Annotated in this window: 13 protein-coding genes and 2 tRNA genes; all 15 read right to left on the bottom strand. The window is 68.5% G+C overall.

Features of this window, described 5'->3' with window-relative positions:
* Complete coding sequence (locus ACXI0D_RS00695; protein ID WP_049446032.1) at positions 1–1,140, bottom strand: ABC transporter permease; 1,140 nt, start codon at positions 1,138–1,140, stop codon at positions 1–3.
* A complete protein-coding gene (locus tag ACXI0D_RS00690) occupies positions 1,137–2,600 on the bottom strand; it encodes an efflux transporter outer membrane subunit (RefSeq protein ID WP_049446030.1) in 1,464 nt (487 codons plus the stop codon). Before ACXI0D_RS00690 ends, ACXI0D_RS00695 begins: the two co-directional genes overlap by 4 nt.
* 408 nt (positions 2,601–3,008) lie before the next feature.
* A tRNA-Gly gene (locus ACXI0D_RS00685) sits at positions 3,009–3,084 on the bottom strand.
* 116 nt (positions 3,085–3,200) lie between these two features.
* Positions 3,201–4,307 (bottom strand): NAD(P)/FAD-dependent oxidoreductase, encoded by a 1,107-nt coding sequence (locus ACXI0D_RS00680; RefSeq protein WP_479642134.1) that lies wholly within the window; start codon positions 4,305–4,307, stop codon positions 3,201–3,203.
* Between the two features lie 138 nt (positions 4,308–4,445).
* A tRNA-Gly gene (locus ACXI0D_RS00675) sits at positions 4,446–4,521 on the bottom strand.
* A gap of 237 nt (positions 4,522–4,758) precedes the next feature.
* On the bottom strand, positions 4,759–5,385 hold the full coding sequence (gene pgsA / locus ACXI0D_RS00670) for a CDP-diacylglycerol--glycerol-3-phosphate 3-phosphatidyltransferase (protein ID WP_014036627.1): 627 nt from the start codon (positions 5,383–5,385) through the stop codon (positions 4,759–4,761).
* 18 nt (positions 5,386–5,403) lie between these two features.
* On the bottom strand, positions 5,404–7,248 hold the full coding sequence (gene uvrC, locus ACXI0D_RS00665) for an excinuclease ABC subunit UvrC (RefSeq protein WP_049446026.1): 1,845 nt from the start codon (positions 7,246–7,248) through the stop codon (positions 5,404–5,406).
* Entirely contained in the window at positions 7,245–8,657 is a 1,413-nt protein-coding gene (locus tag ACXI0D_RS00660; protein ID WP_049446024.1) for a nhl repeat protein, read from the bottom strand. The genes uvrC and ACXI0D_RS00660 overlap by 4 nt, the downstream gene beginning before the upstream one ends.
* On the bottom strand, positions 8,654–9,142 hold the full coding sequence (locus ACXI0D_RS00655) for a low molecular weight protein-tyrosine-phosphatase (RefSeq protein WP_049446022.1): 489 nt from the start codon (positions 9,140–9,142) through the stop codon (positions 8,654–8,656). Before ACXI0D_RS00655 ends, ACXI0D_RS00660 begins: the two co-directional genes overlap by 4 nt.
* Positions 9,139–9,912 carry a 3-deoxy-manno-octulosonate cytidylyltransferase gene (gene kdsB, locus ACXI0D_RS00650; protein ID WP_479642133.1) on the bottom strand — a complete coding sequence of 258 codons (774 nt, stop codon included), beginning with the start codon at positions 9,910–9,912 and terminating at the stop codon, positions 9,139–9,141. Before kdsB ends, ACXI0D_RS00655 begins: the two co-directional genes overlap by 4 nt.
* Before the next feature lie 75 nt (positions 9,913–9,987).
* On the bottom strand, positions 9,988–11,007 hold the full coding sequence (lpxK, locus tag ACXI0D_RS00645) for a tetraacyldisaccharide 4'-kinase (RefSeq protein ID WP_049446018.1): 1,020 nt from the start codon (positions 11,005–11,007) through the stop codon (positions 9,988–9,990).
* Positions 11,007–12,755: a lipid A export permease/ATP-binding protein MsbA gene (msbA, locus tag ACXI0D_RS00640; protein WP_014036621.1), complete on the bottom strand. Its 1,749-nt coding sequence runs from the start codon at positions 12,753–12,755 to the stop codon at positions 11,007–11,009. Before msbA ends, lpxK begins: the two co-directional genes overlap by 1 nt.
* Positions 12,752–13,174 carry an ExbD/TolR family protein gene (locus ACXI0D_RS00635; protein WP_014036620.1) on the bottom strand — a complete coding sequence of 141 codons (423 nt, stop codon included), beginning with the start codon at positions 13,172–13,174 and terminating at the stop codon, positions 12,752–12,754. Before ACXI0D_RS00635 ends, msbA begins: the two co-directional genes overlap by 4 nt.
* 3 nt (positions 13,175–13,177) lie before the next feature.
* Entirely contained in the window at positions 13,178–13,840 is a 663-nt protein-coding gene (locus tag ACXI0D_RS00630; RefSeq protein WP_014036619.1) for a MotA/TolQ/ExbB proton channel family protein, read from the bottom strand.
* Between the two features lie 3 nt (positions 13,841–13,843).
* A complete protein-coding gene (locus tag ACXI0D_RS00625) occupies positions 13,844–16,243 on the bottom strand; it encodes a DNA internalization-related competence protein ComEC/Rec2 (protein ID WP_479642132.1) in 2,400 nt (799 codons plus the stop codon).
* Positions 16,244–16,296 lie beyond the last annotated feature (53 nt).

The following is a 16,296-nucleotide window of genomic DNA, read 5'->3' as shown; positions in this document are numbered from 1 at the left end:
TCAACGCAGCAGCAACGATGGATCGGAGCGGACGACACTGCGTACCGCCATGATGCTCGACAGCATGGCCATCACCGCGACCAGCGCTACGCAGCCGATGATGACCATCGGCGTCAGCTGCACCGGCACGCGCTGGGTCTGTGCGATCAACAGCACGACGGTGCTGAACGCCGCCGCCAGCAACATGCCCACGCCGCCGATCAGCAATGCCTGCTCGAACACCACCCGCGCCAGCGCATAGCGCCCGGCACCGAGTGCGTTGAGCGTGGCGTACTCGCGCACCGAACCGGCCACCACCGAGGCGAACGACTGGTTGGTGATCACCGCGCCGACGAAGCAGACGATGACGGCCATGAACAGCACCGCGATGCCGGCGCCGGTATCGAACAGCCAGTATTGCTGCGAACGGCTGGCGAACTCCGGTGCGGTCCAGAACTCGACCGGCGTGGCCTGCCCCATCGACGCGGCCAGGCGGTCGCGCACACGGTCGGCCAGGTCCGGCGAACGCAGGCCCGCCACGAAATAGGTACTGCCCTCGTGCGGATCGGTGCCAGCAATGGCGCGCGCGGTATCCAGCGACGCCAGCACATTGACGCCACCGAGGCCACGCAGGCCGGGTTGCGCAGCGACCACGCGCACCGCCTTGCCGTTGATCCACGCACGGTTGTTCTGCAGGTCCACGCCCAGCGTATCCAGATCGGCGCTGTCGACGATCACCGCACCCGGCTCACGCAGCTGCGCGCGCAGGTCGGCAGGCAGGATGCGCGCGAACATCATCGCGTCGTCCTGGGTGGAGATGCCGGACAGGTACACCGACACGTTGCCGGTGCCCTGCGCGCCGGACCGCCATTCGCCATCGACCCACTCGTAGGGCTCGACGCGGGTGACATCCGGGTCCATGCGCAGATGGCTTTCGACATCCGCGCTGATTGCATGGCCGTAGTTGACACTCTGGGTGCCGGGGAAACCGGCCCAGATATCGGCGGATGAAGCCTTCACGTAGATCGCGGCGGTACCGAAGATGCCCAGCACCAGTGCCGCCTGCACGATCAACAGCACGCCGGCGAAACACATCGCCAGCACCACCGGCAGGAACCGGCGCCACTCGTAGGCCAGGGTCTTGCGGGCCAGTGCGATCATTGCGAATCGCCCTCAGCCTCGACCGGCAGCGGTGCGCCGCCCAGGGCGCGGTACAGCGAGGCGAACGCGAGCACGCGCGCGCCCTGCGCACCGATCAGATCGGCCTGCGAGGCCAGTGCGGCACGCTGCGTGTCAAGCCCATCGAATTCGCTGGACAGGCCAAGCTGCACCTGCCGCGCCTGGCGCTTGACCTGCTGGCCGGCGGCATCATCGGCCGCGCGCAGCGACTGGATGCTGCTGTCCTGGCGCGCCAGGCTGCCCAGTGCGCCTTCCACTTCGCTCACACCTTCCAACACCGCCTTGCGGTAGCCGAGCAGCGCGGCATCCAGCTGCTTTTCATCGGCATGGAAACGCGCGCGACGCTGGCCCCAGTCCCACAGCGGAATATCGATGTATGGGCCGATCGACGGACTGGAGTCGGAGTTGGAACGGGCGTTCTGGGTGAGGTTGTAGGCGTACAGGATCGAGCCACCAAGACTGACCCGCGGATACATCGCGGCGCGCGCGGAGCCCTTGCTGGCCGCGGCCTGCATCACCTCCGATTCGGCCAGCAGGATCTGCGGCCGATGGCGCAGCAGATCAGCCGGCACCTGCTGCAGCGAGAACGCGCCCAGCTTTGGCGGCGTGCGATAGGCGCGCCAGGACGGGTCCGGACCATCGCGTCCCAGCAGCAATGCCAACGCACGGGCAGCGTTGTCCGCATTTTCGCGAGCCTGCGCCGTGGCCGCCCGGGTCGCCGCCTGGCGTGCACGCAGGCGATCAAGTTCGCCGGGCTCATCCAGGCGCAGGCGCTGGCGTACCAGAGCCAACTGTTCGCCGCGATCGTCCACCGCCTGCTGGCGGGCCAGCAGGTCCTGCTGGGCCTGCGCCACGGTCAGATCCAGATAGCTGCGCACCACGTCGGCGATCACCGCCACCTGCGCGGCGCTACGCAGCGCCTCGGCATTGCCGGCCGAGGCCTGCGCGCTCAACTGGGCGCTCTCGGCGGCGCCGAACAGGCCCAGGTCCCAGATCGCTTCGATACCGGCGTGGAAATAGGTGTCGACCGCGGCGGCGTCCTGGACCTGCTTGGCGCTGGCCGAGATTTCCGGCAGGAAGCGCGAGTCCGAAGTGCCGGCGACAATCCGCACGGCCTGCAGGCGCAGCGTGGCCTGCTGCAGGTCGAGGTTGTCGGTGATGGCCTGATCGACCAGTCCATCCAGCGCCGGGTCGGACAACACTTTCCACCACTGTTTGGCGTCCACTGCCACGCCCTGGCCCTGCGGCACCTGGGTCCAGGTGCTGGGCGTGCGATCAGGCAGGTCCGGAACCGGCACCGACATGCAGCCCGCCAAGGCCAGGCTTGCGAGCAGCGCGCCGGGGCGCAGCACTGCCTGCAGGGAAAATCCGCGCCCGGTCCTGGGCACTGCCACTGGAGTGATACGCCTGACCACCAGCCCGCCAACGTGTAGAAGGAGCATGAAGGCTACCGTGCGATTGTGGAGCGAACATGGAGAATTGGTCGAAAAACAGTCACAACGCGCAATCGGTTCAGGCAATGCTGCCATGGCCCTTTCGTCATCCTTTCACTGCCGGCAAGGGATGGAACACCGGATGCGCCTCCCTGCGATTGCACATTTTTCCGACGAACCACGTCCGGACGTCCCCACGTCCATCGGTGCATATCATTCTGATTACGACATTGAATGTCGATGACCGTCGATGGAGTGCGCCCCCCCCCCGGCCCGCTTTCCGGGCGCCCGCGATCACCTGCCGCACAGTCCTATCACGCCGGCAATGAAGATGCCGTGGCGCGACTGTAGCGGCCCTTGCAGCCAACCTTATGACAAACGAAAAACGCCCCCTTGCGGGAGCGTTTTTCTTGAATCTGGAGCGGGAAACGAGACTCGAACTCGCGACCTCAACCTTGGCAAGGTTGCGCTCTACCAACTGAGCTATTCCCGCAGATTTCGTTCGACCTGCGTCGAAGGAGCGCTATTGTGTCGATATTGCTGCACGGCGTCAACAGGAATTTTCACGTGACGTCAGCGGCGGCGTTCAGGCGCCCCTGCCTGCTCCCTTCACGTGCGCAGGCCGCGGCGATGGAAGTAGATCTGCTCGGCGATGCGCCGCGTGGCAGCCGTGTGCAGCAGCGCATTGAGCGGCCAATCGGCCTGCAGGTGATCCATCGCCCAGCGCAGCAGGCGCTTGCCGCGGAAGGCCGGGGCGACCTGCTGTGCTACCCGTTCGGCGTCCGGCCCTTGGCCACGCAGATGGCGGGCAATCGCCTCGCCGACCGCCCAGCCGTGCCGCCACGAGGAATGGATGCCCCCGGCCGAGAGCGGCGAGACGATGCCCGCCGCGTCACCGGTCAGGATCAGGCGAGGGCCGCTGATCGGGCCGTCCGGCCGGCCGCACGGCACCAGACCGGCGCGGGTGGCCGAAGGGCGCGCCGAGGGCGGAATGCCGACCACATCGCGCACATGCTCAAGGAAACCATCGATATCTGGCGGTCGCACCCGGTCCGGGTCATGGCGCACCGCCACCCCGAGTTGCAGTCCGGTTGGATTCTGCGCGACCCAGCCGATGTAACCCGGCGCATAACGCTTGCTGACGAAGCAATGCAACGCATCACCCTGCGGCAACTGGAGGCCGGCGAACTCGCGTTCGACGCCATAGAGATTGTCGCGCACCTGGCCCAGGCCGGTGCGCTGGGCCACGCGCGAACGCGCGCCATCGGCGCCGACCAGATAGGCGCACCGCCCCGCCCCTTCCACCTGCCAGCCGTCACCATTGCGATGGGCGTCGGTGAAGGACTGCTGCAGGCGAAGGTCTACGCCATTCGCGCGCAGCTCACTTGCCAGCCAGCGCATCAGGTTCGGCGTATCGGTGGTGAGGAAGTAATAGCCCGGCGCGGCCAGCAACACGCTGCGCAGGTTCGGCGCATACAGGCGCACGTTCGCGATGCGCTGCACCAGGTGCTCGGGCATGCGCCCCAACCAGGTCTGCTCCATCACCTCCTTCACCACGATGCCGGTGGTGTGCAGGCGCTCGCCGGGATCGGATTTGCGCTCGAGTACGCAGACGCGCAGGCCGTATTGGGCAGCGGCCAATGCGCAGGCGGCACCGGCGAAACTGGCGCCGACGATGACCACATCGTGGTCGTAGGCGGAGGATTGATGAGGCATCGCGACATCGCCGGACTGGAACGGAGATGCAGCTTCGCGAGCGCGCGTGGTGAGGCGATGGGGTGGCGGTGAAGCAGGGATGAAGTACCCTGGACTCAAACGAAAAACGCCCCCTTGCGGGAGCGTTCTTCTTGAATCTGGAGCGGGAAACGAGACTCGAACTCGCGACCTCAACCTTGGCAAGGTTGCGCTCTACCAACTGAGCTATTCCCGCTTGGGAGGCGAAATTCTACCTGTTCCAAGGATGGCGTCAAGCGCTTTTTCTCAGGGTCTGCAGGGTGCCCGGCGGCGCGTATCCACGCATGGCGTGGATCTACTACAGCATCCGCGCAAACCGATGGATCCGCATCATCCGTGGATGCAGCGTTTCCAGTAGATCCACGCCATGCGCGGATGGTTGCACCGATGGGCTCAGAGCCCTTTCCTGCGGAAAGGGATCCGACCCTGGGGCTCAGTTGCCCAGCTTCTTCTGCCGCGCACGCTCGCGCGCCGCGCGCTCGTCATCGCGCAGGCTCGGCCAGGCGGCGTGCAGGTACTGCAGGCCCGACCACAGGGTCAGCACAGCGGCAATCGCCAGGGTCCAGTCACCGATGTGGAACACCGGCCAGCCCATCCAGATGTCCTGCACCGGCACGTTCGGAGCCACCGAGTACAGCAGGCACAGCAATGCGACCATCTGTGCGGTGGTCTTGATCTTGCCAATCATCGCCACGCGCACCTTGGCGCGCTGGCCCAGTTCGGCCATCCACTCGCGCAGCGCCGACACCGCGATCTCACGACCAACGATGACCGCTGCCCAGAACGCCATCCACGGCGTCGGGTGACCCTGCACGATCAGGAACAGCGCCACCGCCACCATCAGCTTGTCCGCGACCGGGTCGAGGAAGGCGCCGAAGGCCGACTCCAGCTGGTAGCGGCGGGCGATCCAGCCGTCGAGCCAGTCGGTGATCGCAGCCAGGCCGAAGATCGCCGCCGAAGCGAAGTTGGTCCAGGTGTAGGGCAGGTAGAACACCAGCACCAGCACCGGGATCATCACGATCCGCAACAACGTCAGCCAGGTGGGCAGGGTCAACTTCATGCTTGCGTGCTTCTCTCTCTACTCGGCCGCATCAGGCGTGGCCAACCCGTGCAGGTTAGCGTAGATACGCGCCGCGAGGGCGTCATTGATGCCTTCCACCCTGGCGATTTCCGCTTCGCCAGCGGCTTTCAGGCCCACAAGACCGCCGAAATGCTTGAGCAGGCTGGCACGGCGGCGCGGCCCGATACCGGGAATGTCTTCCAGCTTGCTGGTCATCCGCGCCTTCTGGCGGCGGCCGCGGTGGCCGGTGATGGCGAAGCGGTGCGCCTCGTCGCGTACCTGCTGGATGAACTGCAGCGCCGGGTTGGCTGCGCCCGGGCGCAGCTCGCGGCCATCGGGCATCACCAGCGCTTCGTGGCCGGCGCGGCGCTCCACGCCCTTGGCCACGCCCACCAGCAGCACGCCTTCCACGCCCAGGTCGGCCAGCGCGGCCTGTGCCTGCGCCAGCTGGCCGGCGCCACCGTCGATCAGCAGCACGTCCGGCAGCACGCCCTGCTCTTCCACTGCGCGGCGGAAACGGCGGTCGATGGCCTGGCGCATGGCGGCGTAGTCGTCGCCCGGCTCGATGCCGCTGATGTTGAAGCGGCGGTACTGCGCGCGCACCGGGCCAGCGGCGTCGAACACCACGCACGAGGCCACGGTCGCTTCGCCCAGGGTGTGGCTGATGTCGAAGCACTCCACCCGCTTGACCGGCTCGGCCAGGCCCAGCATGTCGCGCAGCGCATCGCTGCGCGCGTGCTGCGCATTGCGGCTGTTGAGTTCAGTGGCCAGGGTCAGCTGCGCGTTGCGGCTGGCCAGTTCCACATAGCCGGCGCGCTCGCCGCGCACGTTCCACTTCAGCTGCACCTTGCGCTCGGCCGAGGCCGACAGCGCGGCGACCAGCAGGTCGGCATCGGGAATCTCCCGATCCAGCAGGATCTCGCGCGGCGGCTCGAATTCGATGTAGTACTGCGAGACGAAGGCCGCAAGTACCTCTTCCGGGCTCTCCTCGCCATTGGTGCGCGGGAAGAACGGGCGGGTGCCGAGGTTGCGGCCATCACGGAAGGCCAGCAGCAGCACGCAGGCCTGCGAACCCTGCATGGCCACCGCCAGTACGTCGAGGTCGGCGGCGCGGCCGTCCACGTACTGGCGGGTCTGCATGCTGCGCAGCGAAGAGATCAGGTCGCGCAGGCGTGCGGCCTGCTCGAATTCCAGCGCCTCGCTGGCGGCCTGCATCTGCTCGCCCAGCTCACGGATCAGCTCGTCGCTCTTGCCTTCCAGGAACAGTGCAGCGCGGCGCACCGACTCGGCGTAGTCCGGCGCCGGCACCAGCTCCACGCAGGGCGCGCTGCAGCGACCGATCTGGTACTGCAGGCACGGCCGCGAGCGGTTGCGGAACACGCTGTCCTCGCAGCTGCGCAGCTTGAACAGCTTGTGCATCAGGTTCAGCGTCTCGCGCACGGCGGTGACGCCGGGATACGGCCCGAAGTAGCGCCCGGGGATGGCACGCGGACCACGATGCAGCGCGATGCGCGGCCAATCCTCGCGGGTCAGCAGCACATGCGGGTAGGTCTTGTCGTCACGCAGCGAGACGTTGTAGCGCGGCGACAGCGATTTGATCAGCTGGTTTTCCAGCAACAACGCCTCGGCTTCCGAGCGCGTCACGGTCACGTCCATGCGCGTGATCTGCGAGATCATCGACATGATCCGCGCATTCTTCGGGCTGCCGTTGAAATAACTGCCGACACGGTTGCGCAGCGCGCGGGCCTTGCCCACGTACAGCAGGGTGTCGTCGGCGGCGTACATGCGGTACACGCCGGGGGCGGTACTGAGCTGGGCCGCGAAGGCCTTGCCGTCGAAGGCCGGGGCGGGAACGTCGGTCATTCGCTGATCGGGACTTCGCTGAGCACGCCACTATCGGGATCGAATCGCAGCACGGCATGGGCGTCGGTCTCGGCGATCCACACCGCACCGGCCCCCACCGCCAGGCCGGCCGGGCCATGCAGGCGGCGCGGCAGCGGCTGGGTGGTCAGTTCACCGCCGCCCAGGCGCAGCGTGCGCAGGCGACCGTTGCCGGTATCGGCAATCCACAACAGCGGAGCGTCCGCGCTCAATGCGATCGCCTGCGGATACTGCAGGCTGGCCTGCGCACGCGGGCCGTCTTCACTGCCGAAGCGCCAGGGCCCCTGCCCGACCAGCGTCTGCACCAGGTCGCCGCGCAGCTGCAGTGCACGGATCGAGGATCCCAATGCGTCGGCGACGTACAGCACCTGCTGCACCACGGCCAGCGCAGTCGGCTGGGCAAAGGCAGCCAGGTGGCCGCTGCCATCACGCTCGTCGATGGAACCACTGCCGGCGCGCCATTGCAGGCTGCGCTGGCCCAGGTGGTAGCTCCAGATACGGTTGTCGCCGGCCATCGCGATGTGCAGCTGGTTGTCAGCGATGGCCAGACCGACCGGATGGTCCAGCGAGACCTGCCGCGCCTGCGCCACCGGACCTTCCACCGGCGCACCGGGACGCCCGTTGCCACACAGCGTGTCGACGATGCCGGTCAGCAGGTTGATGCGGCGCACCGCGTGGTTGCCGGTGTCAGCGACGTACAGCGAATCGCGCTCCAGCACCAGCGCCTGCGGGCGGTGGAACGCCGCTTCGGCGAGGTTGCCGTCCATGAAATCGGCGGTACCGAGGCCGAACTGGCGCAGGATGCGGCCGCCATGGCTGCATTCGAGAATGCGGTGATGGCCACTGTCGGCGATGTACAGGCGTTCGGTGCTGACCGCCAGCCCCAGCGGGAAACGCAGCGCCTGGCGCGGTTCCGGATGCAGTTCGCTGCCGCCGCGCGGCGGCGCCGAAGGCGCGCCCTGGCACAGCGCGTTCAGGGCGCGCTCCAGTTCACCGGGTGCTCCCTGCCCGACCAGCCGCTGCTGCTCGCGGCCCTGCGCGTCCAGCAGCACCATGGTCGGCCAGGCGGTGACTCCGAAGCGGCGCCAGCCATCCCAGTCGGCATCGAGCAGCACGGGCATGGCCAGGCCCTGGCGGCGCAGCAGCTTCAGTGCGGCATTGGCATCGCGTTCGAAATCGAAGCGCGGCACCTGCAGCACCAGCGGCTGCAGCTTGCCGGGGTGGCGCGACAGCCATTGGCCGAATTCGGCCAGGCGTTGCGCACTCCAGGCGGAGGCCGCATTGACGAACAGCAGTGCGACCGGCCGGCCGCGCAGTTCGGTCAGGGTGCAGGGGGTGGCATTGAGCCAGGTGGCGAACTCGGGCAGGTCCGGGACGGGCTGGACGTTCATGACCCGATTATGCCGGAGTCGGCGTCATGCAACAGTCGTGCCACCGCACGTTTTGCAGCATCGTCGACCAGCGACCAGACCTGTTCGAAATGATCGCTGCCGCCGGTGTAGGGATCAGGGATCGCTACCCGACCCTGCCCGCCCGACCAGGGCAGGTACAACGCCAGCCGTTCACGCTGCGCCGCCGACGCCAGGCGCCCGGCATCACGCAGGTTGGCCTCGTCGGCACACAGGATCCAGTCGAAACGGTCGAAATCCACGGCCTGCAGCTGGCGTGCGCGCAGGCCACCGATGTCCACGCCGTGCCCGGCCGCGCAGGCGATCGCGCGGCGGTCCGGCGGCTCGCCCACATGCCAGTCGCCGGTGCCGGCCGAATCAACCTGCACCTGCCCGGCCAGCGGCGAGGCATCCAGGCGTGCGCGCAGCGCCCCTTCGGCCATCGGCGAACGGCAGATGTTGCCGAGGCATACGACCAGCAGCCTCATCGCGCCGCCATCGCCTGCAGCAGCCCCTCGGCGCGCTCCAGGTCCTCGGGCATGTCGATGCCCGGCGGGAACGGCTCGGGCGAGATCGCCACGCTGATCGGGTAGCCCGCTTCCAGCACGCGCAGCTGCTCCAGCGATTCGACCTGCTCGAGCTGGCCTGGCGGCATCGCCGCGAACTGCTGCAGGAAGCCGGCGCGATAGCCGTAGATGCCGATGTGGCGCAGCCAGGCATGGCCGTCCGGCAGCGTGTCGCGGCTGCGCGCGAAGCCGTCGCGGTGCCAGGCGATCGGCGCGCGGCTGAAGTACATCGCCTCGTTGCGCACGTTGCGCACCAGCTTCACCACGTTCGGGTCGAACAGGGTGTGCGCGTCCTCGACGGTCGTGGCGAGGGTCGACATCGGCGCATTGCCAGCGACCAGCGCATCGGCCACCGCGCGGATGCCGGCCGCCGGTGCGAACGGCTCGTCACCCTGCAGGTTGACCACCACCGTGTCATCGGCCCAGCCGGCAATGCGCGCGCACTCGGCCAGGCGATCGGTGCCGGAGGCGTGCGTGGTCGCGGTCATCGCCACCTTCACTTCGGCCAGCCCGGACAGCGCATCGGCAATGCGCTGATCGTCGGTCGCCACCCAGACTTCACGGGCACCGGCTTGCAGTGCGCGGCGCGCCACATGCAGCACCAGCGGCTCGCCGCCCAGCGGGCGCAACGGCTTGCCCGGCAGCCGCGAGGCGGCATAGCGGGCCGGGATGGCGACGACGAATTCGGTCATGCGGGCGGTACTCGGCAGGCTCGTTACAACGGGAATGCGGCCAGCGGCGCGTGAATGCAAGCGCCGCCGCGCCACTCAGTTCGGTCGCAGCTTGTCCAGGCGATCGGTCAGCGCCACCCAGAACGCCGCGGGCAGCTCGGCGCGCAGCGGAACCGCGTAGTGCCAGTCGTTGCCGAACGCACGGCATTTCACCGCGTCCTTCTCGGTCATCAATACCGGCAGCTGGCTGCCGAAGGACAGGTCCTGCGGCTGGTAGGCCTGGTGGTCGGCGAACGCATGCGGCACCACGCCGATCCCGCGCGCGCGCAGCATGTCGAAGAAGCGCTGGGGATGGGCAATGCCGGCCACCGCGTGCACGCGCTGGCCCTTGAAGTACGCCAGCGGGCGGGCCCGGCCACCGGCCAGCGGCTGCGCACTGTCGATGTGCAGCGCCATCGGCCACTGGCCGAAGCCACAGGCCTGGGCTGCGGTTTCCTCATCGGCCTGACCGAGGTTGACCACCCGGAAATCGCATTCGCTGGCGCGGCTGACCGGCTCGCGCAACGGCCCGGCCGGAATCATCCGGCCATTGCCGTAGCGACGCTGCGCATCGACCACTTCGATCTCGATGTCGCGCGCCAGGCGGTAGTGCTGCAGGCCGTCGTCGCAGACGATCACATCGCAGCCGGCCTCGATCAGCGCCTTGCCGCCGGCGACACGGTCGCGGTCCACGCGCACTGGCACGCCGGTCTTCCAGGCAATCAGCACCGGTTCGTCACCGCCCTTGGCGGTTGGCGTATCGGCCTGCACCCACAGCGGCTTGTCGGCGTCTTCGCGACCATAGCCGCGGCTGGCCACGCCCGGCTTCCAGCCGGCCGCGCGCAGGCGCTCGACCAGGGCAATGGTCAGCGGCGTCTTGCCGGTACCACCGGCGGTGATGTTGCCGACCACGATGACCGGCACCGGCAGCGAGTGGCGCTTGCGCCAGCCACGCCGATAGGCGCGCCGGCGCAGTGCGGTGACACCTGCGTACAGGGGCGCCAGCAGGCGCATCGTCCACGGAACCGGGGTGCCGTCGTACCAGTACGGCGGGGTCTGGGTACCCTTGCCGGCCATCAGTCCTGCCTTTCGCGGAACTGCATGCTGTGCAGATGCTGGTACAGGCCGCCCAGTTCGAGCAGCTCCTTGTGGGTGCCGCGTTCAACGATGCGGCCATGGTCCATCACCAGCACCTGGTCGGCATGCTCGATGGTCGACAGGCGGTGCGCGATGACCAGCGTGGTGCGTTCCGGCATCAGGCGCTGCAGCGCATCCTGCACCAGACGCTCGGATTCGTTGTCCAGCGCCGCAGTGGCTTCGTCGAGGATCAGGATCGGAGCATCGCGCAGGATCGCGCGGGCAATCGCCAGGCGCTGGCGCTGGCCACCGGACAGCAGCGCGCCGTTCTCACCCACCGGGGTCTGCAGCTGCTGCGGCATGCGTGCGATGAATTCCCAGGCGTTGGCAGCTTCGGCGGCCGCACGGATCTGCTCGTCGGTCGCTTCCATGCCATAGGCGATGTTGGCGGCGATGGTGTCGTCGAACAGCATCACCTTCTGACCGACCATCGCCACCTGGCGGCGCAGGTCGGCCAGCGGGTAGTCGTCCAGGGCCACGCCATCGAGGGTGATGACACCGCCGCTGGGCTCGTAGAAGCGCGGCACCAGCCGGATCAGGCTGGTCTTGCCGCTGCCCGAACGACCGACGATGGCCGTCACCGTGCCCGGCCTGGCAACGAAACTGATGTCATCCAGGGCAATGCCGCTGTCTTCGCGGTAGCGCAGCATGACGTGGTCGAACGCCAGTTCGCCGCGCACGCGCTGCACGCGGTGCTGGCCCTCGTCACGCTCCACCGGCATGTCGATGATGCCGAACAGGCGCTCGGCGGCGGAGACACCGCGCGAAATCGAGGTCTGTACGCTGGTCAGGCGACGCAGTGAGGGGATGATGGCCATCATCGAGGTCATCAGGCCCATGAACTGGCCGGCATTGAGTCGGCCCGCCAGCGCTTCGCGGGTCGACACCCAGACGATCACCGCCAGCGCCAGTGCGGCCAGGAACTGCACCACGCTGGAGGCGGCGGCGCGGGTGACCTCGACCTTCATATTCAGCGCCAGCATGCGGTTGGCCAGGCGCGAATAGCGCGAGATCTCGTGCTGCTGGGTGCCATGCACCTTCACTTCCTGCTGCGCGGCCAGCGACTGCTCGGCAGTCTGCGCCATCGTGCCCATGCCGTCCTGGATGCCGCGGCTGATGCGCCGGTAGCGCTTGCCCACGTAGGACACGATGCCACCGATCAGCGGCACCACCAGCAGCATTGCCAGGGTCACCTTGACGCTCATCTGCAGCATCACCGCCAGCATCGCGATGATGGTGAGGGTATCGGCCACCACGGTCTTCAGCGCGTCGGCGCTGGCCTGGGTGACCTGTTCCGTATCGAAGTTGAGGCGGCTGACCATCACCGGCGTCGCTTCGGTATCGAAGTGCGACGACGGCAGGTGCAGGTACTTCTGCAGCACCTGCTCACGCAGGTCGCGGACCACGCTGCGGCCGGTCTTGGCCAGCGTGTAGTCGCTGACCCAGGTGGCCACGCTGCGCATCAGGAACAGGCCGAGGATGGTCAGCGGCAGCACCACGGCCGCGCGCGGCTGCGGATCGACGAAACCTTCGTTGACCAGCGGCTCCATCAGCTTGGTGAAGTGGTAGCCGGCCAGGGCTTCGACCACCATGGCGATGACCGCGCCCACCATGAATACCCAGTAGGTGCGGGTGTAGCCCAGCAGACGTTTGTAGATCGGCCACACCGGCGCGTGATGGGAACTCATGGACGCACCTCTGGCGCAGTTGCAATGGCGATACGACGGAAACCGAGCTGACCGAGCGCGTCCTGCGCAGTCACCACGGCCTGGTAGGGAGTACGCGCGTCGGCGCGCAGCAGCACGGGCTGGCTGCGATCACTGCCGGCGACGGCGGCGATGGTCTGCTTGACCGACTCGACATCGCTGCGCAGCACTTCCTGGTCATTGATGAAATAGCGTCCTTCGGCGTTGATCAGCACGCTGAGCGAACGCGGCGGCTCGTTGTTGGGCTGCTGGCTGGCGGTAGGCAGCTGCACCTGCAGCGTCGAGCGCGCATCGAAGGTGGTGGTGACCACGAAGAAGATGATCAGCACCAGGATGACGTCGATCAGCGGGACCAGATCGATATGCGGCTCATCCTGGGATCGGTCATTGCCGATACGCATCGATCAGGCCTTCGCCGTGGCGGCGTTGGCGGGGCGTGCCGACGGTGACGGGTTCATCACCCCCGGGCGACCGTCGAGCGTGTCCAGCAGGGCGCTGGCTTCCTGCTCCATCTCCACCACGTAGCCGTGGATGCGGCCCTTGAAGTAGCGATGGAACATCAGTGCCGGGATGGCCACGATCATACCGGTGGCGGTGCACACCAGGGCCTTGCCGATACCGCCGGCCAGCTGGTTCACATCACCCACGCCATGGTCGAGGATGCCCAGGAACATCTGGATCATACCGATCACGGTGCCCAGCAGGCCCAGCAGCGGGCCGGCCGACGCGATGGTGCCCAGCGCGTTGAGGAAACGCTCCATGCGGTGCACCAGATGGCGGCCGGTATCCTCGATGCGCTCGCGGATCTGGTCGCGCGGGCGGTTGCGGGCTTCCAGCGCGGCCGCCAGCAGTGCGCCCAACGGCGAGTTGGCACGCAGGGTCTGCAGGTGCGCCGGGTCAAGCTTGCCGCGCGCGGCCCAGTTGCGCACTTCCTGGCCGAGGCCGGGCGGCAGCACCTCCGTTCGCCGCAGGGACCAGAAACGCTCCAGGATGATCGCCAAAGCCAGTACGCCCAACAGCAGCAGCGGCACCATCGGCCAGCCACCGGCCTTGACCAGTTCCCACACGTTTCAACCCTCCGGCCCAACGGCCGCTTGTTCGATCGGCGATAGGATAGCAGCCGACCGCGCCCGCCCAGCGGCATCCCACCACCGGGATGCATGGATACGCTGTTCACGCAGCTGCAGCCCTTGTGCGCCAAGCCATACGCGGATCGCACCAGACTCCACGGTGGACACCACCTCGGCCCCCTGCGCCTGCCAGCGCCGGACCACGTCCCGGCGCGGGTGGCCGAAACGGTTCTGGTGCCCGGCCGAGACCAGCGCCAGCCGGGGGGACACCGCCGCCACCCAGGGCGCGCTGGAGCTGCCGCCGCTGCCATGGTGCGGCACCAGCACCACATCCGCCTTCAGCGCCGCCGGAGACGCCCGCAACAGCGCCTGTTCGGCCGGACGGCCGATGTCCCCCGGCAGCAGGACCACGCCATGGGCGCCGGCCACGCGCAGCACGCAGCTGTCCTCGTTTTCGGCCCGCCGGCTGCCGGGATCCGGGTGCAGCACCTGGAAATCGACGCCGTCCCAGTGCCAGCGCAGGCCGCGCTGGCAACGCCCGGCCCCGGCGATCGTACTGCCCGGCGGCGCCAGCAATGACAGCCCCGGCAGCTGAAGACGCAGGCGCGGCAGGTTGCCCGCATGATCGAGATCGTCGTGGCTGAGCAGCACCCGCTCGGGCGGAGCCTGGCCCAACGCCCGCAGTGACGGAACCAGGATCCGCTCGCTGCCCTCGCCCCCGTTCGGCGGCCCCACGTCGTACCAGAGCGCATGCCGCGCGGTACGCAGCAACACCGCCGTTCCCTGGCCAACGTCGTGCACCAGCAGCTCCAGCTCCCCCTCGGCAGGGCGCTCGCGCGCCGGCCACAGCAGCGGCAGGCACAGCAGCAGGCCAGCCAGCCCGCCCCCGGCACCGCGTGGCAGCAGCCACCAGAACACACCCAGCAGCGCCGCCGGCACGGCCCAGGCCGGCGCCTCGGCCAGCCACCACATCGCCTGCGGATGCGCCGCCAGGGGCTGCAGGGCCTGCCAGCTGATCTCGAACAGCCACGCCGCCGCACGCCACGCCCAGCGCCCGGCCCCCTCATGCAGCACCTGCAGGGCGGTGCCCAGCAGCGACAGCGGCACCACCAGCAGGGTCCACCAGGGAATGACCGGCAGGTTCACCAGCGGCCCCAGCCAGGCGGTGCCACCGAACAGCGCGATGCCCAGCGGCAACAGGCCGACGCTGGCTACTCCCTGTGCAGCCAGGAACCCGCGCAGGTTGGCAGCCATCCCGCGCGGACGTCCCTGTGGCAGGCACCACACCAGCCACAGCACGCCACCGAAGCTGAGCCAGAAACCCGCTGACAGCACCGACAGGGGCGCCGGCAACAGCAGCGCCAGCGCCGCCAACGCAAGCCCCTGCACGGCACCGAGCGGGCGCCGCCCGCTGCGTGCCAGTGCGATCAACCCGATCATCAGCGCCGTGCGCACGGTCGGCAACTCGCCGCCGGCCAGCAGCGCATAGCCTGCTGCGGCCAGGGCCGCGGCGCAGGCCGCCGCCTGCGGACGTGGCCAACGGCACGCCAGCAGGGGGCACAGCCACCACAGCCCCCGGCACAGCAGCGCCCCCAGCCCCGCCACCACCCCGACATGGAACCCGGAAATGGCCACCAGATGGGTCAGTCCCAGCGCCCGCAACTGATCCCAATCACTGTCGGACAGGCCACGCGTATCGCCCAATGCCAACGCCCGCACGAAGCGCGCGGCCGGATGGGCCACCTGCGCGGCAATGGCGGCACTGGTGCGCTCACGCCATGCCGGCAGGCCATGCGCGGCCTGCAGCTCACGCGCGCTGGCCGGCGCCCGCACTGTCCCACTGCCGGACACGCCTCGCAGCAACGCATGGCGCTCACCGTCGAAACCACCGGGATTGATCCGCGAACGCGGCGCCCGCACGCGCAGGGCCAGATGCCACTGCGCGCCGGCCAGGACCTGATGGCGCCCTCGCCCGGCGTCGCTGGGATCGGTGGTACGCCAGGCATCGTTCCAGGTGACCTGCAGGCGCTTGCCACGCAGTGATGGCAGGTCGGTGCTCTCATTGACCTGCAGCAGGAAGCGGGTGTGCGCGGCGCCGTGATCCGGCAGATCGATGACCCGGCCACTGACTACCACATTCCGTGGCGGCTGGCCCGGTGGAAGCTGCTCCTGCAGCGCCCAGTGCCCGTGCACCGCCGTCCAGCCGACACCGAACAGCACGACCGCAGGCAGACGCCCGCGCCAGCGCAGCCCCCACCCTGCGCTGCCGAGCACGATCATCAGCGTGCAGGCCCACAGCGGCGGCAGCAGCGGCAGCTGCACGCAGGCCAGCGCGCCCAGCGTCAGCGCCGCAGCGGCGCCACTGCCCAGCAAGGGAGACGCGGAACGCTCATCGGCCATGCAGCCAGCCTGCCGCCGCCGGCAGCAGGTTGCCTATCGGGACTTGCCCCGAA

The organism is Stenotrophomonas sp. C9D9 (assembly GCF_056491205.1).
The sequence above is the reverse complement of the archived record's forward strand: the minus strand, read 5'-3'. Positions and strand labels throughout refer to the sequence as shown.